Raw genomic sequence first — 21,178 nt, forward strand, 5'->3', positions numbered from 1 at the left:
GTAGTTCGCGAGGTCCTGCTCCTTCTTGAACTTCTTGACGAGGGCCTTGATCATCTTCATGACTGTTCTCCATTCCGGGGATTACGGCTGCGGCGAAACCGCCGCAGTCCGAGCCATCGGTGGTATTCGGCATTCCGGCGCCAGAAGCCGAACGGGTTCAGCTGTCTCGGACCCTAACCGAAAGTTCGATGCCCGGACACCCCTCCGGCAGAGAATTATGCGATCTCTGCACCGCGTTAACACCGCTATTCGGTTGCCAATCGTTATAACCCCTTTGAACCCCGAGGTGGGGGAGTATGCCGGGGCCGTGAACGCGGGCAGGGCCCCGCGGAGGTCGCGGGGCCCTGCTGCGTGAGCGGGAACGTCGTGGCGCGTGCGGCGCCCGTACGGTCGGTCAGTTGTAGGTCGTGGTGACGGTCACGCCGCCGAAGCCCTGCTGACCGTAGAGGCTGAAGAAGACGTACCCGGCCGGCGGGTTGGTGATGGTCAGGGTCTCGCCGTTGTCGGCGTGGGCGGACTTGGCCGTGTACGAGCCGGTGGTGGCCCAGGAGCCGGCGTTGTAGTAGAGGTCGGCGTTGCCGGTGCCCCCGCTGGTGGTGATGGTCAGCTGCTTCACGCCGGCCGGCAGGTTCAGGAAGCTGTAGCTGTAGTTGCCGGTGGTGGCGGCCACGTTGTCGCGGCGGCAGTTCTTGTCGTACTGCCGGGCGTCGGTGGCGGTGCAGAGCGGGGCCTTGGGCTGCTCGGTGGTGGGCAGCGAGCCGCAGTTGTCGGCGGCGCAGGCCTTCAGCCAGGTGGCGAAGTCGGCGTCGTACGTGGTGCCGATGGTGGTCTTCAGCAGGGTGCGGGCGCCGTTCCAGTCACCCGCGCGGTACTTGGCGAGCAGCGCGTCGACGTCCTGCGGGTGCGACTGGAGCATGTAACGGACGGCCAGGTAGCCCCAGTTGTAGACGCGGGTGGAGTCCGCGTTGTCGTAGGTGGTGTCGAACAGGGTGCTCAGGGCGTAGGTGCCCTTGCCGGCCTGGGCGACGGCGTCGTCGTAGTGGGCGCCGCGGTAGCTGTAGGACACGTACTCGGCGAGGCCCTCGACCCACCAGATGGTCGGGGTGGTCATGCCGGCCTCGAAGTCGCCGTACATGTCGTAGCGGCCGTCGAGGTAGTGGGTGTACTCGTGGTTGAGGTTCCAGATCTGGAACTGGGGGCGCAGCCAGGAGGCCTCGTGGGCGATGAAGCGGGCCTGGTTGCCGGCCTTGGCCGGGTCGCCCTCCTCGTACATGCCGCCGTTGTCGACCGCGATCTTGTACATCTCCCAGGCGTACAGGCTGTAGTTGTAGTAGTCGTCGAAGACGACCACCTCGAGGTTGGTGTTGTTGTCGTTCGGGACCGGACCGTTGTCCTTGACGACCTTGTGGAAGAACGCGTCCTGGTTGACCAGGCTGGTACAGGTGTCGGCGAGCTGCTGCGCGGTCATCTCCTGCGCGCGGATCCGCAGGTTGGCGTTGCAGGTGTGGTCGACGGGCAGCACCAGCGGGACGAGCTTGGCGGGCACGTCACAGGTGCCGTAGTAGGAGCAGTTGCCGGCGTCCTTCTTCTCCGTGAACCAGAGCAGGTTCATGGTGAGCGGACCGGTGTTGCCGACCAGCGGGTAGCGGTTGATCAGGTCCTTGAGGATCGGCCGGCCCTGGGCGCGCAGCGTGTCGTTGGCGACCAGGTTGCCGAGCTGGATGCCGACCTTGGTGACCACGTCGTTGCCGTTGATCAGACTGCTGTTGCGGGTGACGAAGGAGGACACCGTGGTGGCGAAGGACGGGTCGGCCTGGAGGGCGGAGACGAACTCCGGCAGGTCGAAGCCGCGCTCGATGACGGTCTCGGTGTTGGCGACGGCGCTGGTCATCGCGGCGGGCCAGCTGCCGGTGTAGTCGTTCAGCAGCCGCTTGACGACGCCGGTGTAGCGGGCGTTCTCCTGGGCGCTGTCGATCAGGGTGACGGCCTCGGCGAGGGTGGCGCCGTTGGCGTCGGTGGCGTCCTTGCTGTGCGGGGCGGCGTAGAAGGCGTCCAGCGCGCCGCGGATGGCGGCCTTGAGGCTGTCGCCGTACGGGCCCACGACGTCCTTGTTGTACCACTGCACGTAGTAGCCGGCCCGCAGGAAGAGCACCAGCTGCCCGGCGGAGGTGGAGTTGTCGCCGGGGTAGGTGGCGGCGGTGTCGCGCAGGGCGTTGGCGACGGTGACCATCTGGGCCTCGTTGAAGGCGGCCTTGGCGTCGTTGCCGGTGACCTGGAACAGCGTGTTGACGCAGTCCAGCCCGGCGGTCTTGACCTGCTGGACCAGCGCGGCACCGGACTTGCCGGTGAAGGCGGAGACGTCGCAGGCCGCGGCGGTGAGCGACCGCGCCGACGCGGCGGCGCCGACGGAGCTGCCCGCCGTCGGGGCGGTGGCCTTGGCCTGCGGGTCCGAGACGAGCGGGCGGTCGTCCTTGGGGGTGTCGGGCGACTTGGGCACGGGGATCGTGCGCGGCGAGGCCTTCCCGGCCGAGGTGGCGGGCTTGCCGGCCGGGGTGGCCGAGGGGGTCTCGGTGGCGTGTGCCGCCGGTGCGAACAGGCCGAGTGAGAGGAGGAGGGCGGTGCCGAGCGCGGGGAGTCTGCGCACGCCGTCCTTCGCTATCGAGGAGGAACGCATCTGTGGGGGCCTCCGGGACCGTTGAGGGTGGGGGTGGCCGTGCGGCGTGGGGCGCACGGGCCTTGCTGTGTGACATGTAAAATGGCACAACGCTGAACGCGGAGGGAAGCCCCCGAGAACGGATTGCCGGTCGGCGAGACCGAAACGTTGTCAGAACGGCGCCCGGGATCGGCTCGTGGGCCTGTTCACCGGGCCTGTCCGCCGGGTCTGTTCACCCGACTCGTCCCCGGTCCGGCCCCGGGCTCGCCCCCGGCCCGCTGCCGAGTCGGCCTCCTCCCGGGCCCTCGTCCGCGCCCGCCTGCTGCCGGGCCCCGCTCGGGCCGGTTCGGGAGCGGCCGGCGCGTCAGCGGTCGGCGCGTCAGGCCCGGACGAGCGGCCGCGGGGTGAGCGCCGCGAACTCCAGCGGCGCCGACGGGTCCACCGAGAGGTCGGCCGGGGCGGGCTCCGCGCCCGCGCGCACCAGCAGGTCCCCGACCGCGGCCACCATCGCGCCGTTGTCGGTGCACAGCCGCAGCGGCGGCACCCGCAGAGCGATCCCGGCCGCCGCGCACCGCTGTTCGGCCAGTTCCCGCACCCGGGAGTTGGCCGCGACCCCGCCGACCACGACCAGGGTGCCGATCCCGTGGTCCGCGCAGGCCCGGACCGCCTTGCGGGTCAGCACGTCCGCGATCGCCTCCTGCAACGCGGCCGCCGCGTCCGGCACGTTCGGCTCCCGCCGGGCCTCGACCCAGCGGGCGGCGGCGGTCTTCAGGCCGGAGAAGGAGAACGCGTACGGGTCGTCCCGCGGCCCCGTCAGCGGACGCGGCAGCCGGACGGCCGACGGGTCGCCCGTGCGCGCGGCGCGGTCGATCGCCGGGCCGCCGGGGTAGGGGAGTCCCAGGATCCGGGCGACCTTGTCGAAGCACTCTCCGGCCGCGTCGTCCAGGGTGTCGCCGAGGTGGACGATCGGGTCCCGGGCCAGGTCGCGGACCAGCAGCAGCGAGGTGTGGCCGCCGGAGACGATGAGCACCACGCAGGGATCGGGCAGCGGCCCGCCGTCCAGGGTGGCCGCGGCGACGTGCCCGGCGAGGTGGTGCACGCCGTACAGCGGGACGCCCAGCGAGAAGGCGTACCCCTTGGCGGCGGCCACGCCCACCTGGAGCGCCCCGGCCAGGCCCGGACCGGTGGTCACCGCGACGGCGCCGACGTCCTCCAGGGTGAGCCCGGCCCGGTCCAGCGCCTCCTGGACCACGGGCGCCATCGCGTGCACGTGCGCCCGGGCGGCGATCTCGGGCACCACCCCGCCGTAGCGGGCGTGCTCGTCCATCGAGGAGGCGACCGCCTGCCCGAGCAGCACGCCGTCGCGCACCAGGCCCGCGCCCGTCTCGTCGCAGGAGGACTCGATGCCCAGCACCACCGGCGACCCTGTCACAGTCACTCACCCTTGTCGGTCATTACGCGGAACGACGACCATTGTGCCCGACGAGACGTGAGGAATAAGCAGGAGCCCATGCTTCGTTCTTGCAACTGATACGCAATAGTGTTGTCCCGGCACGATCACCACCGTTCAACCCGCCGAAAGGGGCCGTGTCCTGATGGGCACCTACTCGCTTCCCGACCTGCCGTACGACTACTCCGCGCTGGAGCGGGCGATGTCGGCCGAGATCCTGGAGCTGCACCACTCCAAGCACCACGCCGCGTACGTCAAGGGCGCCAACGACACCCTGGAGCAGCTGGCCGAGGCCCGCGACAAGGAGCAGTTCGGCGGCCTGGTCGGCCTGCAGAAGACCTTCGCCTTCCACCTGTCGGGCCACGTCCTGCACTCGCTGTTCTGGCAGAACCTCTCGCCCGAGGGCGGCGACCGCCCCGAGGGCGAGCTGGCCGAGGCCATCACCGAGCACTTCGGCAGCTTCGAGGCCTTCAAGAAGCAGCTCACCAACGCCACCACCGGCGTGCAGGGCTCCGGCTGGGGCATCCTCTCCTGGGAGCCGCTCGGCAAGCGCCTGATCGTCGAGCAGGTCTACGACCACCACGGCAACGTCGGCCAGGGCACCACCCCGCTCCTCGCCTTCGACGCCTGGGAGCACGCCTACTACCTGCAGTACCGCAACGTCCGCCCGGACTACGTCACCCGCCTGTGGGACGTCGTCAACTGGCAGGACGTCTCGGACCGCTTCGCGGCCGTCAAGAGCGCCTGACCCGCATCGGGTGACACAGGGCCCCGGACCGGTCGGGCGGTCCGGGGCCTTCCCCTGAACGGGTGCTCCTGAGGCGGGAGTTGACGTCTGCGGCGCTGCTACACTCCGCCGCAGGCTGGACGCCACCCGCCGTTCGCCTGCCGGTCGCGCGCGCTCCCTACGCTCGCTCGGACCACTGCCGGTGACCGGCCGGCGACGGCCGTCCGGCCCGTCCGCTGCTGCTGCCGCCGCTGAGCGAAAGGGCGCCCGATGGCCCCGCGACTCTCCCTCGTCGTCCCGATCTACAACGTCGAGCGCTACCTCCAGGAATGCCTGGACTCCATCGCGGCGCAGACCTTCGGGGACTTCGAGTGCGTCATGGTCGACGACGGCTCAACCGACGACGGCCCGGCCGTCGCCCGGGCCCACGCCGACCGGGACCCGCGCTTCCGGCTGGTCCGCCAGGACAACCAGGGCCTCGGCGCCGCCCGCAACACCGGCTGGCGCCACCTCACCCCCGGCACCGAGTACCTGGCCTTCGTCGACAGCGACGACACCCTCCCGCCGCACGCCTACCAGCTGATGATCGACACCCTGGACGGGACCGGCTCCGACTTCGCCGCCGGCAACGCCATGCGGCTGCGCACCACCGGCCTCAGCCCCTCCCACGCCCACCGCCGCCCGTTCCGCGAGACCCGGCTGCGCACCCACATCGGCGAACTGCCCGCCCTGGTCACCGACCGCACCGCCTGGAACAAGGTCTACCGGCGCTCCTTCTTCGACGGCGCCGGCCTGCTCTACCCCGAGGGCATCCTCTACGAGGACGCCCCGGTCAGCGTGCCCCACCACTTCCTCGCCGACCGCGTCGACGTGCTCGCCGACCCGATCTACCACTGGCGCGTCCGCGAGGACGGCGACCTCTCCATCACCCAGAAGAAGACCGACCCGCGGGGCCTGGTCGACCGGGTCCGCTCGATGGAACTCGTCCGCGAGTGGCTGCTCGCCCGCCCCGAACCCGCCTTCGCCGACCACCTGCGCGCCTACGACCGCAACTGCCTGGTCGAGGAGATCCCGATGTTCTTCTGGACCGTCCCCGACGGCGACCGCGCCTACCGCGCCGCCTACCAGCAGCACGTCGCCCGGCTCCTGCGGGCCATCGGCCCCGAGCACCTGGCCGCCCTGAACCCCCAGCTCCGGCTCAAGTACCGTCTCACCCTCGCCGACTCCATGCCCGGCTTCGTCGCCGTCCAGCGCGCCCACCGCCTCGCCCGCCGCACCCGCCAGGCCCTCCGCCGCGGCTGACCGGGGACTCCCTGCGACATCGCGGTCCCTGCCCGGGGCGGTCCACGAGGTTCTGAGGCGCAGGACGCACGGGGCTGCCGGCGTCCTCCGTCCGTCCGGTCCATCGCCCTCCGGGCCTGCCACGCCCGAGGGGCACACCGCCTGGCTCGGCCACCCCTCGACCGGTTGCGGGTCGCCCTCGGCGAGAAGGCGATCCGAGGTCCGATCGTCAACCCCTCAGCGGCCCCGCGCTGCCGATGCGCGCCCCGTCATGCCGTGGCGTTCGCCCGCTTGGCCAGTTTCACCAGTTCCGATGGCGCGCTCCGGCCGGCGATGAGGATGAGTTCACGGATCGTTGCTCGGGCCGCTCCGTGGGTTCGGATGCTTTCGGGTGCCAGTTCCTCGGCGCGGAGGAGGCAGTCGATGGCGTCGCCGAGGTGGCGTCGCTGAGCGTGTGCTCGTCCGAGGTCGATCAGGAGTCTGGACCTCCGCTCGGGAGAGAGGCGCCCGGGGTCGATTCGCAGGCCCACATCCAGTGCCTCGCCTGCGTCGCCGAGATCGACCGCCGTTGAGACGGCCTGGATCTCGACGTTCGTCGGGCCGAATTCGAGGTTGAAGTCGTTCCGGTCCTCGCCGAGTTGCCCGGCGACCTCTCGGGCGTTGCCGATCTCCTTCCGTGCCTGCTCGCGTTGGCCGCTGCGGGCGGTGGCCAACGCGAGGATCAGATGCAGCGACCCGAGAACCGAAAGTGCTTCCGGCGGCGGGTCGGTCACTGGGAGGTGTGCCCGAAGGGCGGCTACGGCGTTCCCGGCTGTGTGGTCCGCCTGGTCCAGCCGCCGTAGCCGGACGAAGACATGGGCCAGTCGGTAGATGCCTGCGAAGACGTGCAGTGGTTGCCCGGATTGCTCGGCAGATCGGATCGCCCGATCGGCGGCGACCCATGCCGCATCGGCCTCGTCCTGGCGGACGAAGGCTGCTGCGACCGCCTGGTATGCCTGGCTGAGTAGCAGATGGATCTCGACGCTCCCGCCATCAGCGACACGTGCCGCCCCTTCCAGGCGCGGTAGCACTTCTGTGATGGCTGCGCTCAGCTCGGCGAACCGAGCACTGTGCGTCAGCTGCCAGAGTCGCTCGACGTCGGCGGTCAACTCGGCCATGTCGGGTGCGCCGGATCGAGGTTGCTCGGCGAGCAGAGCGTCGAGAGCGGGGTGTCCTGAGAGCGAAAGCCGGGCCAGGTCAAGGTCGTTGGACTGATCCGGGGCTGTGGATGAAGAGCTGGTGGACGCCGCCGGAGCATCAGGGCGCAGGGCTTGGACGGACACGCCGAGGCCGTCCGCCAGCATCTGAAGTACGTCGAGGCGGACCACTGGTTGGACGCCTCGTTCGACCTGCGATACCCAACTGGCCGTCCGATTGATGGCGGCGGCAAGCTGGTCCTGCCTCATTCCGCGGCTCTTGCGGAGCTGGGCGACCCGAGCTCCGAAGGCGCGCCGTTCTTCCGGACTCAACGGGCGGCCCTGTCGGTGGACGCGCCCTTGCCGGCGATCTCGTTCAGGAACGTGACCTCGAACGATTCAAGGTACTGGGCGCGTTCGGCCAGGAATCGGCGGATGTGAGGCTGGCGCTCGTGCTCTTCGAAGGCCTCACGGTCCGCGTACAGCTCGTAGAAGATCCGAACGTGGGGCTCGTTCGGTACGGCGTGGTTGACGTAGGCGAGAGTGCCGGGCTCCTTGGCTCGGATGCCGTCCAGCGCTTGGTCTGCCAGCTCGTCGAAGGCGTGGGCCGCCGCAGCGTCTCGGGCAACGAAGCGCACAACAAGGCCGAATCCCATGGGTCTCCCTTCCTGGATCGCATGAGTCTCGCACGGCGCAGCGAAAGAGTTGTCAGTAGCAGAAATTCCTGACTCGCAGTTTTTCTGCGACTACGTTCTGTGTTCTCGCAGTGGCGAAGAGTCATGGATCGGCGTTCCTTTCGCTGCCGCCTGCCGGTAGCCACTGTCCATCTGGCGCGATGGAGGAGCTGGAGTTGTGTGCGAGCGAGGTGATCGCCAACGCGCTGGTGCACACGGGGGAGCGATGCGTCGTCTCCGTTCGCTGGCGCAGCGGGCGGGTGCGGGTGGAGGTGGCTGACCGAGGGGCGGAGCCGCAGGTCAAGGACTGCGACGAGGAGGCGACCAGCGGGCGCGGCTTGCTGCTCGTGGAGGCGCTGGCGGATGCGTGGGGGTGGTACCCGGTGGAGGTGGGCAAGGTGGTGTGGTTCGAGTACCTCGAAACCTGCGAAGCGCCGTGCCCCACGCAGGGGTGGGGCACGGCGCTCGACCTTCGTGCTGTGGGTCAGCCGAAGAATGCGTCCAGGATCCGCTGGGCCGCCAACCCCGCCGGGAGCGTTCCGGCGCGGAGCTGAGCTTCCAACTCGGGGGCCAGGCGCTGTACTTCGGGGTTCTCGTGGAGGCGGGCGTAGAGCTGGTCGTGGACCATGGACCAGGTCCACTCGACCTGCTGGTCGCGGCGCTTCGCCGCCAGCGCGCCCGTGGCGTCGAGGACCTTGCGGTGCTGCTGCAGCCGCTCCCACAGCACGTCCAAGCCCGCCCCGTCGCGCCCGCTGCAGGTCAGCACCGGCGGGGTCCAGGCCGCGTCGGGTGCCTGCAACAGTCGCAGTGCGCCCGCGAGTTCGCGAGCGGCGGCCTTGGCGTCGGTCTCGTGTGGGCCGTCCGCCTTGTTGACGGCGATGACGTCCGCCAGCTCCAGGACGCCCTTCTTGATGCCCTGGAGCTGGTCGCCGGTCCGTGCCAGGCTGAGTAGCAGGAAGGTGTCGACCATCCCGGCCACCGTCGTCTCCGACTGGCCGACGCCGACCGTCTCGATGAGGACGACGTCGTAGCCCGCCGCCTCCATCACCACCATGGACTCGCGGGTGGCCTTGGCGACCCCGCCGAGCGTCCCCGAGGTCGGGGACGGCCGGACGAACGCCGCAGGGTCCACCGCCAGGCGCTCCATCCGGGTCTTGTCGCCCAGGATGGAGCCGCCCGTGCGGCTCGACGTCGGGTCGACGGCGAGGACCGCGACCCGGTGGCCCTGGCCGGTGAGCATCGTCCCGAAGGTGTCGATGAAGGTCGACTTGCCGACGCCGGGCACCCCCGTGATGCCGACCCGGACGGCCCCGCCCGCGTGCGGCAGCAGCCGCTGGAGCAGCTGCTGCGCGAGCGCGCGGTGGTCGGGCCGGGTGGACTCGACGAGGGTGACGGCGCGCGCGATCCAGGCGCGCGAGCCGTCCAGTACGCCCGTCACATAGCTGTCGAGGTCGATCGTCCGCGGAGGCATGCGATCAGTCGATCACAGCTCGTGGCCGAGATCGGCCGCCAGGGACTTCAGCAGGTCGTACGCCGCGTCCGGGATGACCGTGCCGGGCGGGAAGACCGCCGCCGCGCCGGCCTCGTACAGGGCGTCGAAGTCCTGCGGCGGGATGACGCCGCCGACCACGATGGTGATGTCCTCCCGCCCGGCCTCGGCGAGTTCGGCGCGCAGCGCGGGCACCAGCGTCAGGTGGCCGGCGGCCAGCGAGGAGACGCCGACGATGTGCACGTCCGCCTCGACGGCCTGGCGGGCGACCTCAGCCGGGGTCTGGAACAGCGGGCCGACGTCCACCGTGAAGCCGAGGTCGGCGAAGGCGGTGGCGATGACCTTCTGGCCGCGGTCGTGGCCGTCCTGGCCCATCTTGGCGACCAGGATGCGCGGCCGGCGGCCCTCGGCCCGCTCGAACCGCTCGACCAGGTCGCGGGTGCGCTGGAGGGGGGCCGACGGGCCCGCTTCGTCTCGGTACACACCCGAGATGGTACGGATCTGGCCGGAGTGGCGGCCGTACACCTTCTCCAGGGCGTCGGAGATCTCGCCGACGGTGGCCTTGGCCCGGGCCGCGTTGACGGCCAGGTGCAGCAGGTTGCCGTCCAGCGAGCCGCCGCGCTGCGGGCCGGCCTCGGCGGCCCGGGTCAGCGCGTTCAGGGCGTCCCGGCACGCGGTCTCGTCGCGCTCCTCGCGCAGTCGGCGCAGCTTCTCGATCTGCCGTGCCCGCACGGAGGTGTTGTCGACCTTGAGCACGTCGATCTGCTCGTCGCTGTCCACCCGGTACTTGTTGACGCCGATCACCGGCTGGCGGCCGGAGTCGATTCGCGCCTGGGTGCGGGCGGCGGCCTCCTCGACGCGCAGCTTGGGGATGCCCGCGTCGATGGCCTTGGCCATGCCGCCGGCCGCCTCGACCTCCTGGATGTGCTCCCAGGCGCGGCGGGCCAGGTCGTGCGTCAGCTTCTCGACGTACGCCGAGCCGCCCCACGGGTCGATGACCCGGCAGGTGCCCGACTCCTGCTGGAGCAGCAGCTGGGTGTTGCGGGCGATCCGGGCGGAGAAGTCGGTGGGCAGGGCGAGCGCTTCGTCCAGGGCGTTGGTGTGCAGCGACTGGGTGTGGCCCTGGGTCGCGGCCATCGCCTCCACACAGGTGCGGGTGACGTTGTTGAACACGTCCTGGGCGGTGAGCGACCAGCCGGAGGTCTGCGAATGGGTGCGCAGCGAGAGGGACTTGGGGTTCTTCGGGTCGAACTGCTTGACCAGCTTGGCCCACAGCAGCCGGGCGGCGCGCAGCTTGGCGACCTCCATGAAGAAGTTCATGCCGATCGCCCAGAAGAACGACAGCCGCGGCGCGAAGGCGTCCACGTCCAGTCCCACGTCGAGGCCCGCGCGCAGGTACTCCACCCCGTCGGCCAGGGTGTAGGCCAGTTCCAGGTCGGCCGTCGCACCGGCCTCCTGGATGTGGTAGCCGGAGATGGAGATCGAGTTGTACCGGGGCATCTTCTGCGAGGTGTACGCGAAGATGTCCGAGATGATCCGCATCGACGGCTGCGGCGGGTAGATGTAGGTGTTGCGGACCATGAACTCCTTGAGGATGTCGTTCTGGATGGTCCCCGCGAGCTTCTCGGGCGGTACGCCCTGTTCCTCGGCCGCGACGATGTAGAGCGCGAGGACCGGCAGCACGGCGCCGTTCATGGTCATCGACACCGACATCTTGTCCAGCGGGATGCCGTCGAACAGCTGGCGCATGTCGTAGATCGAGTCGATGGCGACGCCTGCCATGCCGACGTCGCCGGTGACCCTCGGGTGGTCGCTGTCGTAGCCGCGGTGGGTCGGCAGGTCGAAGGCGACGGACAGGCCCTTCTGGCCCGCCGCGAGGTTGCGGCGGTAGAAGGCGTTGGACTCCTCGGCGGTGGAGAAGCCCGCGTACTGGCGGACGGTCCAGGGCTGGTTGACGTACATGGTCGGGTAGGGCCCGCGCAGGTACGGGGCGACGCCCGGGTAGGTCTCCAGGAAGTCCAGCCCGGCCAGGTCGCCGCCGGTGTACAGCGGCTTGACGCCGATGCCCTCGGGGGTGTCCCAGAGCAGTTCGTCGACGTCCTTGCCGGTGGACCGGCGCCAGGCGGCCTGCCACTGGTCCTCGGTGACGCCTGAGGTGCCTGAGGTGCCTGAGGTGCCTGAGTTGACGGTGGCGCCGCCGGCGCCGCCGTCCAGCTCGATTCCGGTGAAGTCGGGGATCATCGAGCCGCTCCGATCTGGTCCAGCAGGGAGGTCAGGACGGCGATCGCGTCGACTCCCGCGTAGATGAACTCGTCCACTCCGGCGGGCAGTTCGCCGAGCCGCCCGGCCAGCAGAACCCGCTCGGCGCCGGCCGCCTTGAGGGCCTCGGCGACGGGTGCGGCGTGCTCGGCGTACAGGGCGTCGCTGGAGCACAGGCAGGCGACGGTGGCGCCGGAGGCCCGGAAGGCCTCGGCGAAGGCCGCCGGGTCGACGGACTCGGCCGGCACCGTCGCGATGCCGCCGGCCTGGAACAGGTTGGCGGCGAAGGTGGTGCGCGCGGTGTGCGCGGAGGCGGTGCCGATCGAGGCGAGGAAGAGGCCCGGGCGGGCGCCGTGCGCGGCGGCGTGGGCGTCCGAGCGGTCCCGCAGCGCCTCGTAGGCCTCGGCGCGGCGCACCCGCGGGAGCCCGCCGCCGAACCCGGCCGGGGCCGGCTCACGGACCAGCGGCTGCTCGTCCAGGTGCGGGAACTCGCTGACGCCGGTGACGGGTTCGCGCCGCTTGGCGAGGCGGACGGACCGCTCCGACCAGGTCGCGGCGATCCGGTCCCCGACCAGTCCGGTGGAGAGGGCGGCCGACAGGCCGCCGGCCCGCTCGATCTCCTGGAACCAGGCCCAGGCGGCCCGCGCCAGCTCCTCGCCCAGCTGCTCGACGTACCAGGAGCCGCCGGCCGGGTCGATCACCCGGGCCAGGTGGGACTCCTCCAGCAGGATCGCCTGGGTGTTGCGGGCGATCCGGCGGGCGAAGGCGTCGGGCAGGCCGAGCGCGCTGTCGAAGGGCAGCACGGTGACGGAGTCGGCGCCGCCGACCCCGGCGGCCAGGCAGGCGACCGTGGTGCGCAGCATGTTCACCCACGGGTCGCGGGCGGTCATCATCACCCGGGAGGTGACGGCGTGCTGGCGCTGCGCGGAGGCGGCCGGGCCGGCCCCCGAGGCCTCGGCGACCCGGGCCCAGAGGCGGCGCGCGGCACGGAACTTGGCGATGGTGAGGAACTGGTCGGCGTCCGCGGCGTAGCGGAACTCCAGCTGGCCGAGCGCGTCGTCCAGCGGGAGTCCGGCGGCGGTCAGGGCGCGCAGGTAGGCGACGCCGGCGGCCAGCGAGCAGCCCAGCTCCTGGGCGGGGGAGGCTCCCGCCTCGTGGTAGGGGAGGGCGTCGACGGTGAGTGCCCGCAGGCCGGGGTACCCGGCGGCGCAGCGGGCGGCCAGCGCGGTGGCCCCGGCGAGCAGTCCCTCGGTGCGCTCGGCGAGGCCGGTGCGGGCCTGGAGGCCGAGCGGGTCGGCGCCGAGGTTCCCGGCGGCGGCGCCGGGGGAGACCTCGCGCTCCTCGTACAGTGCGAACAACTGCTCGGCGGCGGCGGTGAATTCGGCGCCGGCGTCGAGTACGACGGCGGCCAGGTCCAGGTACACCCCGGAGAGCGTCTCGGGGAGGGCGTCCACCGGGAGGCCGGTGTCGCCCAGCTCCAGCCAGAGCGAGCTCACGCCGTGCTCCAGGTCGGCGAGCACGGCCTCGTTGGCGCGCCGGCGGTCCGGGTCGGCGTGCCGCTGGCGGACGTCCCACCCGGCCACGGCGGAGCCCTGCGGCCGGCCGCCGCGCACGAAGGGCGGGAAGCCCGGGTAGCCCGGGTCGACGGCGGTGTCCTCGGCGGTGTACAGCGGGCGGGCGCTCAGCCCGTCCTGGAGCCGGGTGGTGAGCGCCTGCTCGGCGGCGGGGCCGTCCTCGGGCTGGGCGCCGGACTTGCGCAGCACGCCCTGGACGAGCTGCTGCCACTGCTCTCGGTGCGCGGCCGGGAACTCGGCGGCGAGGGGGAGACCTTCGGGCGGGACCTTCATGTCCGCAGGTTAGCGCTCGTTCGCAGGGCCGCAGGAGGGGGAATCCGTGTGACCTTGCCCTCGGTCCGGCCGGGATCGGAGCACTTCGGGGGGCCTGGAGTGCCACGAACGCCGGGGCGGGGTGTCCGAGGTCAACGCCGATGGCACGGAACGCGATCGATGTCCCGTCATGCCGTCAAATCGTCATGATCAGGGGGATTGCGGAACCCGGCCCCTCATCTATTAAGTTACTTCGAAGAAGGTGGGTGGGGCAGTACCCCCCGTTGCTCGTCCTGCCCGCCTTCACCGTCCCCGGCCCCGGTCGGGCCGTCCCCCGGCCCCGTCCGGAGCGTCCCCAGATTCCCCCGAAGGAGAGCGACCGCCATGGGAAAGCGCCGCAAGCCCAGCCCCCCGAGCCGGGCCCGCATGGCAGTCCTCACCACGGCCATGGCGGCCGGCGGCGCCGTCCTGGCGTCGGGTACCGCCCACGCCGAGCCGACCCCGAGCCTCGCCTCCGTCAAGGAGCAGGTCGACCAGCTCAACGAGGATGCCGAGCAGGCGATCGAGAAGCACAACGGCTTCCAGGCCAAGCAGCAGAAGCTCCAGGCCGAGGCCGGCCAGATCCAGGAGAAGGTCGCCCGCGGCCAGGAGGCGATGAACGAGCTGCGGACCCGGCTCGGCGCGGTCGCCGCCGACCAGTACCGCACCAACGGCATCGACCCCTCGGTCCAGCTGATGCTCGACTCCGACCCGTCCGCCTACCTGGAGCGCGCCTCGGTGCAGAACCAGGTGTCCGACACCCAGGCGAACCTGCTCAAGCAGGCCCAGGACGAGCAGCGCAAGCTCGACCAGGACCGCGCCGAGGCCACCGCCACCCTGGCCGCGCTCGACCAGGTGGGCACCCAGCTGGCGGAGCAGAAGAAGGACATCCAGACCAAGCTGGCCCAGGCCCAGGAGATGCTGAACAAGCTCAGCGCCGAGGACCGGGCCAAGATCAACGCCCAGCAGAGCGCCGAGAAGGCCAAGGCCGAGGCCCAGCAGGCGGCCGCCGCGGCCGCGGCCGCCGCCAAGGACCGGGCCTCCCGCTCCAGCGACCGCCCGGACATGAACGCCCCGGTGCCGTCGGCCTCCGGCCGGGCCGGCGCCATCATCGCGTTCGCCCAGGCCCAGCTCGGCAAGCCGTACGGCTGGGGCAAGAACGGCCCCGCCTCCTTCGACTGCTCGGGCCTCACCAGCCAGGCCTACCGCGCGGCGGGCGTCACGATCTCCCGGACCTCCGAGGAGCAGTGGAAGGACGGCCCGCACGTGGACCGCGCCAGCCTGCAGCCCGGTGACCTGGTCTTCTTCTACAACGACCTGCACCACGTCGGCCTGTACATCGGCGACGGCAAGATGATCCACGCCCCGCGCACGGGCAAGAACATCGAGGTCCTGCCGATCTCCGCGATGCCCTACATGGGCGCCGTCCGCCCGGCCTGACCGTACGCCCGCCGTGGCCCGTTCCCGCTCCGGCGGGGGCGGGCCGCCGGCGTTTCGGGGCCGCGTGGCGCCGCTCGGCGGGCCGGTGCCGTCGGGGAGCGTCCGGCGGAGGCGCCGGCGGGCCGGTCAGAGCGCGGCGAGCCGGCGCAGCAGGTGGGCGGGATCGGTGAGGCCGCAGGCCCGGCGGACGGCGGCGTCGTGGGCGGCGGCGAGGGCGTCGAGGCGGGTCAGCCGGGTGCGGCCCTGGCGGGAGAGGTGGGCGGTGATCCGGCGGCGGTCCTGGTCGTCCTGGCGGCGGTAGACCAGGCCGGAGTCGGCCAGCGAGTCCACCAGCCGGCTCAGGCTGGCCTGCGGGATCAGCAGGGCCTGGGCCAGTTCGCCCATCGCGTGCCCCCGGCCGTCCGCGAGGACGCGCAGCAGCCGCCACTGGTCGACGGTGCAGTCCTCCTCCGCCAGGGCGGCGGCGAGGCCGCCGGAGAGCCGGCGGTGGGCCAGCGTGACCAGTTCGACCAGGAGCGGCTCGGGCAGGGCCGGCTCGGGCAGGCCCTGGTCCCCGGCGGTGCCGGGGGAGCGGCCCTCGACCTCCGGTGCGGCACCAACTGAGCTCATCGGACCCTCCCGTTCCGGCCTTTCCCGATATCGGCGGTACGACGATACTCGCACTGTGAGCGTCGAGGTGGGCTTGATCGATCCGCTCGACGCGCTGCACTCGGTCCACGAGGGGACGGCGTTTCGGGTGGGCCTCGTCGTGCCGCAGTCCGGTCCGCTCGGGCTCACCGGCCCGTCCGCGCTGGACGGCGCCCTGCTCGCCGCGCACGAGGTCAACGCGGGCGGCGGGGTCCTCGGCCGCCCCCTGGAGCTGGTCCTGGTGGACGGCGGCGGTGCGCCGGGCCGGGTGGCCGGAGAGGTGCGGCGGCTGCTGGCCGCCGGGGTGCTGGACGCGCTCGCCGGCTGCCACACCAGCGATGTGCACCGGGCGGTCGAGGCCGCCGCCGCGGGCCGGATCGCCTACGTCTTCACCCCGCCGCACGAGGGCGGCTCCCGGCTGCCGGGCGTGCTCTGCACGGGGATCGACCCGGCCCGCCAACTCGGCTCGGCCATGCGGGAGCTGACGACCAGTCATCACCTCCGGCGCTGGGCGCTGATCGGGAACGACTACATCTGGCCGCGATCCGTCCACCGGTCCGCCGAGGGGCTCGCGGCACGGGCCGGCGCCAGGGTGGTGCTGGAGCGGAGGGTGCCCTTCGGGGCGGTCGAGGAGCGGCTCGAACCGCTGCTGGACGCGCTGCGCGACGCCCGTGCGGACGCCCTGCTGCTCAGTCTGATCGGGCGCGACCTGGTGCACTTCAACCGGGCGCTGCGGCGCAGCGGGCTGGACCGCACGCTGGTGCGGCTGTCCGGGGCCCTGGAGGAGAACGGCCTGCTGGCGCTCGGCGGCGACGACACCGGGACGCTGTACGCCGCGATGCCCTCCTTCGCGACGCTGCCCGAGGAGCGCCGGCAGAGCCTCGCCGAGCGGCACCGGGCGCTGTGCGGCCCGTGGGCGCCGGTCCTGGACGCGTACGCGGTGGGCCTGTACGAGGGCCTGCACCTGCTCGCCGACCTGGCGGCCCGTCGGGCCCTGGCCCCGGACGGACTGCTGGCGGCCGCCGCCGAGCTGCTGCACCGTGAGGACGCGGGCCGGGCGTCGATCCACCTCGCCCGGGCCGAGGGGCTCGGCTTCGCCGTCCTGCCGCGCTGAGCCCCGCCTCCGGCGCGCCACGTCCCCGGTCCCGTCGCCCGTGCCCCGGGCGCCCCGTTTCTCGCCAGGTGGAATGTCGGAACGAAACCCTTCCATCTGGAAATAGTTCCCCCTACAGTCTCTCCACACACCCCGCAGGGTCGTCACGGAGAGAGAGCACCATGGCCGACACACCCGCGCCCAAGGGCATCGAGAGCTACGGCTACCAGCAGGAACTGCGCCGTTCGCTCGGCTTCACCGACCTGCTCGTCTACGGGCTGGTGTTCATGGTGCCGATCGCGCCCTTCGGCATCTTCGGCGGCGTCTTCCAGGGCTCCGGCGGCATGGTCGCCCTGGCCTACGTCCTCGGCATGGTGGCGATGATGTTCACCGCCCTGTCGTACGCCCAGATGTCCCGGGCCTTCCCGATGGCCGGCTCGGTCTACACCTACGCGGGCCGGGGCATCGCCGCCCCGGTCGGCTTCCTGTCCGGCTGGATGATCCTGCTCGACTACGTGCTGGTGCCCGGACTGCTGTACCTGATCGCCGGCGTCGCGATGAACTCGCTGGTGCCGTCCGTCCCGGTCTGGCTCTGGCTGATCGGCTTCGTGCTGCTCAACACCGTGGTCAACTACCTCGGCATCGAGACCACCAACCGGGTCAACAAGGCGATGCTGATCGGCGAACTGGTCGTGCTGGCCCTGTTCGTGGTGGTCGGCGTGATCGCCCTGGCCAACGGCAAGGGCCGGGGCTTCGACTTCACCCCGCTCTACAACGCGCACACCTTCTCGTGGAGCCTGGCCTTCGGGGCGGTCTCGATCGCGGTGCTCAGCTTCCTCGGCTTCGACGGCATCTCCACCCTCTCGGAGGAGAACCGGGACTCCGCCAAGGCCATCGGCCGGTCCATGGTCGCCGCGCTGCTGCTCGCGGGCACACTGTTCATCGTGCAGACCTGGGTGGCCTCGCTGCTGGTCGCCGACCCCGACGCGCTGATCCGGGACGGCGACCCGAACGGCACCGCCTTCTACGACGCGGCCCGCACCGCCGCCGGCGGCTGGCTCGCCACGCTGACCGCCGCCTCCACCGCCGTCGCCTGGGGCTTCGCCAACTCGCTGGTCGCCCAGGCCGCCACCTCCCGACTGCTGTACGCGATGGCCCGCGACCGCCAGCTGCCCGCCTTCCTGGCCCGGATCCACCCCACCCGCCGGGTGCCCGTCAACGCGACGCTCCTGACCGCCGGGATCTCGCTGGTGCTCGGCCTCTACATGGCCTCGCGCGAGGACGGCATCACCCTGCTGAGCACCCTGGTCAACTTCGGCGCGCTGACCACCTTCCTGGTCCTGCACGTCGCCGTGGTCGTCCACTACCTGGTCCGGCAGCGCAGCAAGGACTACTGGCGGCACCTGATCGCCCCCGCGCTCGGCTTCGCGATCCTCGCGTACGTGGTGGTCAACGCCAACATCGCGGCCCAGCGGCTCGGGTTCGTCTGGCTGCTCGTCGGCGGGATCGTGCTCGCCGGGCTGATCGCGACCGGACGCAAGCCCCGGCTGGCCGTGGCCGAGGCCGAGGCCGGGTCGGGCACCGACGCCGCCCCGGCCGCCGCGGACTCCGCCGCCGGGAGCACCACCACCGGGAGCGCCACCACCGGGAGCGCCACCGCCGGGAGCGCCACCACCACGAACACCGGCACCACCGCGAACGGCACCACCCCCAAGGAGAACCAGTGAGCCTGCCCGAGACCGTCACGCTCAAGCCCACCCCGGAGGACTACGCGTACACCTTCGGCGGCCGCGCCCCACTGGTCACCGTCCAGCCCGGCACCGTCATCGAGCTGACCACCGAGGACTGCTTCGGCGGCAAGGTGCGCGGCACCGGCGACCTGCCCAGCCAGGTCTGCGTCTTCCCCTACCTCAACCCGGTCACCGGTCCGATCGCGGTGGCGGGCGCCGAGCCCGGGGACGTCCTCGCGGTGCACTTCGTGGAGATCACCCCCGCCCGGGACCACGGCATCTCCAGTACCTTCCCGCACTTCGGCGCGCTGACCGCGACCCACAGCACCGCGATGCTGCACCCGGCCCTGGAGGAGCGGGTCTGGGTCTACGACCTGGACGTGAAGGCGGGCGTCTGCCGGTTCCGGGCCCGCAGGAGCGAGTTCACGGTGGAGCTGCCGCTCGACCCGATGCACGGCACGGTCGGCGTCGCCCCGGCGGCCGGCGAGGTGCTGGCCTCGATCACCCCGGGTGCGCACGGCGGCAACCTGGACACCCCCGAGATGCGGGCCGGCACCACCGCCTACTTCGGGGTCAACGTCGAGGGAGGCCTGCTCGCCATCGGTGACGGCCACGCCCGTCAGGGCGAGGGCGAGGTGTGCGGCACGGCGGTGGAGGCCGCGATGCGCACCACCGTGATCGTCGACCTGGTCAAGGGCGGCGGCCCGGCCTGGCCCCGGCTGGAGAACGACGACTTCCTGATCAGCACCGGCTCCGCCCGACCGCTGGAGGACGCGTTCCGGATCAGCCAGCACGACCTGGTCGGCTGGACCGCCGGCCTCCTCGGCCTGGACCAGCTCGACGCCTACCAGCTGGTCAGCCAGGCCGGGCTGGCCCCGGCGGCGAACGTCTGCGACACCAACTACACGATGGTCGCCAAGCTGCCGAAGAACCTGCTCGGCCGGGCCCGCGCCTACGACGGGCTGCACGACCGGCTGCGCGCGACCGCCGGGGCGTACCTGCGGCACCGGTAGCAACGCGGGGCCGGGCGCGCCGGGTTCAGCCCCGCGGGTCAAGGTCCCGGCAAATCCCGCAGCCCACCCCGAGCCCCCACCCCCGAGCCCCCACCCAGAGCCCCCACCCCGCCCCCACCACGGGCCCGTCGGCACCCCCACGCCGACGGGCCCGCGCGGTGTTCCCGGCGGGTGTCGCCGTTGTCCGGCGGGGCTACGGGTGCGGCGCGCAGACCAGCAGGTAGGGGAGCAGCGGCAGCGCCGCCGCCCCGAGCCCCCACACCGGCCGGCGCCGTCCGCTCGACGGCCGGGCCAGCCTTCGCACCCGGGCGAGCACCCCGGTGGACGCCGCGCCCAGCGTTCCGCCGCCCGCCGGGGCTCCCCGGCCGGGAGCGCCGGCGGTCGCCAACGCGCAGAGAGCGGAGGCCAGTTCACTCCGCGACACCTGGGCCAGCGCCGCGTCGTCGGCCGCCATCTCCAGCAGCAGGGCCACCTCGGAGCGCCCCAGCCGGGCCAGCGGCAGCGGCCCGAGCAGCAGCGCGAAGGTGTCGGCGGGCAGCCGGAACAGATGGTGGCGGCCGCGGATGTGCCCGCGCTCGTGGGCGACGGCCGCCGCGAGCCGGCGCTCGTCCAGCAGCCGCAGCGCCCCGCGTGACAGCACGACCCGGGCGCGGCGCCCGGGCAGGCAGTAGACGGCCGGACGCGGGTGCTCCAGCACCAGCGCGTCCCAGCGCCGGTCCCGTGCGGCGACCAGGTCCAGCATCGCCCGGTGCCGCCGCCGGGCCCGTCCGGTGCGCAGGCCGACGGCCGTCACCAGGGCGGCGAGCAGGGCCCCGCCGACGGCGAGCAGCCACCAGTCGTGGGTGTGCGGAAGCGCCGGAACGCCCGGGCCGGGGCCCCGGACCGGGCCGAACAGGCGGAGCAGTCCGAGGAGGCCGGCCGGCCGGTGGGCGAAGGGCTCCGCCGCGTGGTGGGCGGTGAGCAGCAGACCCACCGTGAACGAGGCCATCAGCGCCAGCCAGAGCGCGGCGCCCGCCACCGGACGGGCCTGGATCCGGGCGGAGCCGGCCAGTCGGCGGGGCAGCAGGACACCGGTCACCACCAGGTGGAGGCAGAGCAGCGCGAGAGTCACTCGGGGCCCCGGGACTTCACCTGTTCGAGGGCGGCGAGCAGGGCCGAGGCCTCGTCGCCGCTGATCCGGTCGACGAAGTGGAGCAGCGCGCCCGTCCGGTCGTGGGTGGTCTCCAGCGCCTGGTGCATCAGCCGGGCGGTGTACTCCTCGCGGGTGCAGGTCGGTTCGTACACCCAGGCGCGGCCGACCTTGGCGCGGCGCAGCCAGCCCTTGGTGTGCAGGATGTCCGCGACCGTGGTGACGGTGGTGTACGCGACGGCCCGCTCGTTCTGGAGGTCGTCCACCACCTCGCGCACCGTGGCGGGCCGGGCCCAGGACCAGAGCCGGTCCATGATCTCGGCCTCCAGATCGCCGAACCCCCGTAGCACCGCCCTCTTCTCCCTCGCCGAGCCGGCCGCCGGCGCCCTTCGCCCGCCGGACCGCGGCCCATGGTACGGAAGAGCGCCGGGCGCCCGCCCTCGAATCGAGGGGGCGGACGCCCGGCGCGTCGCGGGTGGTGTTCGGCCGGTGGTCGGCCGGTGTCCAAGCCGTGTCCGAGGACGCCCGCTGCCCCTCGGACACGGACGGCGGCGTCCCGGGGCCGCCGCTCGT

The 21,178-nt window shown here is 72.3% G+C and carries 17 protein-coding genes; 7 read left to right on the plus strand and 10 right to left on the minus strand.

Going from position 1 to position 21,178, the window contains the following annotated elements:
* Positions 1–394 precede the first annotated feature (394 nt).
* On the minus strand, positions 395–2,644 hold the full coding sequence (locus ACWD4P_RS21255; protein WP_449780600.1) for a collagenase: 2,250 nt from the start codon (positions 2,642–2,644) through the stop codon (positions 395–397).
* A gap of 388 nt (positions 2,645–3,032) precedes the next feature.
* Positions 3,033–4,085 (minus strand): tRNA (adenosine(37)-N6)-threonylcarbamoyltransferase complex transferase subunit TsaD, encoded by a 1,053-nt coding sequence (gene tsaD, locus ACWD4P_RS21260; protein ID WP_449780601.1) that lies wholly within the window; start codon positions 4,083–4,085, stop codon positions 3,033–3,035.
* A 163-nt stretch (positions 4,086–4,248) separates the two neighbouring features.
* Between tsaD and ACWD4P_RS21265 the strand changes: the two genes are divergently transcribed.
* A complete protein-coding gene (locus tag ACWD4P_RS21265; protein WP_449780602.1) occupies positions 4,249–4,851 on the plus strand; it encodes a superoxide dismutase in 603 nt (200 codons plus the stop codon).
* A gap of 249 nt (positions 4,852–5,100) precedes the next feature.
* Complete coding sequence (locus tag ACWD4P_RS21270) at positions 5,101–6,132, plus strand: glycosyltransferase family 2 protein (RefSeq protein ID WP_449780603.1); 1,032 nt, start codon at positions 5,101–5,103, stop codon at positions 6,130–6,132.
* Positions 6,133–6,380: 248 nt separating this feature from the next.
* On the opposite strand, the gene ACWD4P_RS21275 is transcribed toward ACWD4P_RS21270, so the two are convergent.
* On the minus strand, positions 6,381–7,619 hold the full coding sequence (locus ACWD4P_RS21275; protein ID WP_449780604.1) for a helix-turn-helix domain-containing protein: 1,239 nt from the start codon (positions 7,617–7,619) through the stop codon (positions 6,381–6,383).
* On the minus strand, positions 7,616–7,942 hold the full coding sequence (locus tag ACWD4P_RS21280; RefSeq protein WP_449780605.1) for a putative quinol monooxygenase: 327 nt from the start codon (positions 7,940–7,942) through the stop codon (positions 7,616–7,618). Before ACWD4P_RS21280 ends, ACWD4P_RS21275 begins: the two co-directional genes overlap by 4 nt.
* 110 nt (positions 7,943–8,052) lie before the next feature.
* Between ACWD4P_RS21280 and ACWD4P_RS21285 the strand changes: the two genes are divergently transcribed.
* A complete protein-coding gene (locus ACWD4P_RS21285; protein WP_449780606.1) occupies positions 8,053–8,514 on the plus strand; it encodes an ATP-binding protein in 462 nt (153 codons plus the stop codon).
* Here ACWD4P_RS21285 and meaB read toward each other — a convergent pair.
* Genes meaB through mutA form a run of 3 tightly spaced genes read right to left on the minus strand, consistent with a single transcriptional unit; the run spans position 8,445 to position 13,555 of the window.
* Positions 8,445–9,431 (minus strand): methylmalonyl Co-A mutase-associated GTPase MeaB, encoded by a 987-nt coding sequence (gene meaB, locus ACWD4P_RS21290; protein ID WP_449780607.1) that lies wholly within the window; start codon positions 9,429–9,431, stop codon positions 8,445–8,447. The two genes, ACWD4P_RS21285 and meaB, sit on opposite strands and share 70 nt — an antisense overlap.
* A gap of 12 nt (positions 9,432–9,443) precedes the next feature.
* A complete protein-coding gene (gene scpA, locus ACWD4P_RS21295) occupies positions 9,444–11,690 on the minus strand; it encodes a methylmalonyl-CoA mutase (RefSeq protein WP_449780608.1) in 2,247 nt (748 codons plus the stop codon).
* A complete protein-coding gene (gene mutA / locus ACWD4P_RS21300) occupies positions 11,687–13,555 on the minus strand; it encodes a methylmalonyl-CoA mutase small subunit (RefSeq protein WP_449780609.1) in 1,869 nt (622 codons plus the stop codon). Before mutA ends, scpA begins: the two co-directional genes overlap by 4 nt.
* Positions 13,556–13,960: 405 nt before the next feature.
* Between mutA and ACWD4P_RS21305 the strand changes: the two genes are divergently transcribed.
* A complete protein-coding gene (locus tag ACWD4P_RS21305) occupies positions 13,961–15,013 on the plus strand; it encodes an NlpC/P60 family protein (RefSeq protein WP_449780610.1) in 1,053 nt (350 codons plus the stop codon).
* 126 nt (positions 15,014–15,139) lie between these two features.
* Here the strand turns inward: ACWD4P_RS21305 and ACWD4P_RS21310 are convergent, their stop codons facing one another.
* A complete protein-coding gene (locus tag ACWD4P_RS21310; protein WP_449780611.1) occupies positions 15,140–15,622 on the minus strand; it encodes a MarR family winged helix-turn-helix transcriptional regulator in 483 nt (160 codons plus the stop codon).
* 55 nt (positions 15,623–15,677) lie between these two features.
* Between ACWD4P_RS21310 and ACWD4P_RS21315 the strand changes: the two genes are divergently transcribed.
* The 3 genes from ACWD4P_RS21315 (at position 15,678) to ACWD4P_RS21325 (ending at position 19,476) form a co-directional block, all read left to right on the plus strand.
* Complete coding sequence (locus ACWD4P_RS21315) at positions 15,678–16,754, plus strand: substrate-binding domain-containing protein (RefSeq protein ID WP_449780612.1); 1,077 nt, start codon at positions 15,678–15,680, stop codon at positions 16,752–16,754.
* A 161-nt stretch (positions 16,755–16,915) separates the two neighbouring features.
* A complete protein-coding gene (locus tag ACWD4P_RS21320) occupies positions 16,916–18,460 on the plus strand; it encodes an APC family permease (RefSeq protein WP_449780613.1) in 1,545 nt (514 codons plus the stop codon).
* Positions 18,457–19,476, plus strand: a complete 1,020-nt coding sequence (locus tag ACWD4P_RS21325; protein ID WP_359817372.1) for an acetamidase/formamidase family protein — start codon at positions 18,457–18,459, stop codon at positions 19,474–19,476. Before ACWD4P_RS21320 ends, ACWD4P_RS21325 begins: the two co-directional genes overlap by 4 nt.
* Positions 19,477–19,669: 193 nt before the next feature.
* Here ACWD4P_RS21325 and ACWD4P_RS21330 read toward each other — a convergent pair whose 3' ends face one another.
* On the minus strand, positions 19,670–20,587 hold the full coding sequence (locus ACWD4P_RS21330; RefSeq protein WP_449780614.1) for a M56 family metallopeptidase: 918 nt from the start codon (positions 20,585–20,587) through the stop codon (positions 19,670–19,672).
* Entirely contained in the window at positions 20,584–20,955 is a 372-nt protein-coding gene (locus ACWD4P_RS21335; protein ID WP_449780615.1) for a BlaI/MecI/CopY family transcriptional regulator, read from the minus strand. Before ACWD4P_RS21335 ends, ACWD4P_RS21330 begins: the two co-directional genes overlap by 4 nt.
* Positions 20,956–21,178 lie beyond the last annotated feature (223 nt).

It is taken from the genome of Kitasatospora sp. NPDC002543 (assembly GCF_053594915.1).

What these genes read in the sequence shown, in the direction of transcription:
- ACWD4P_RS21265 (WP_449780602.1), top strand. Translation starts at nt 4,249, where the DNA reads ATGGGCACCTACTCGCTTCCCGACCTGCCGTACGACTACTCCGCGCTG.
- meaB (WP_449780607.1), bottom strand. Translation starts at nt 9,431, where the DNA reads ATGCCTCCGCGGACGATCGACCTCGACAGCTATGTGACGGGCGTACTG.
- scpA (WP_449780608.1), bottom strand. Translation starts at nt 11,690, where the DNA reads ATGATCCCCGACTTCACCGGAATCGAGCTGGACGGCGGCGCCGGCGGC.
- ACWD4P_RS21270 (WP_449780603.1), top strand. Translation starts at nt 5,101, where the DNA reads ATGGCCCCGCGACTCTCCCTCGTCGTCCCGATCTACAACGTCGAGCGC.
- ACWD4P_RS21280 (WP_449780605.1), bottom strand. Translation starts at nt 7,942, where the DNA reads ATGGGATTCGGCCTTGTTGTGCGCTTCGTTGCCCGAGACGCTGCGGCG.
- ACWD4P_RS21320 (WP_449780613.1), top strand. Translation starts at nt 16,916, where the DNA reads ATGGCCGACACACCCGCGCCCAAGGGCATCGAGAGCTACGGCTACCAG.
- mutA (WP_449780609.1), bottom strand. Translation starts at nt 13,555, where the DNA reads ATGAAGGTCCCGCCCGAAGGTCTCCCCCTCGCCGCCGAGTTCCCGGCC.
- ACWD4P_RS21305 (WP_449780610.1), top strand. Translation starts at nt 13,961, where the DNA reads ATGGCAGTCCTCACCACGGCCATGGCGGCCGGCGGCGCCGTCCTGGCG.
- ACWD4P_RS21310 (WP_449780611.1), bottom strand. Translation starts at nt 15,622, where the DNA reads ATGAGCTCAGTTGGTGCCGCACCGGAGGTCGAGGGCCGCTCCCCCGGC.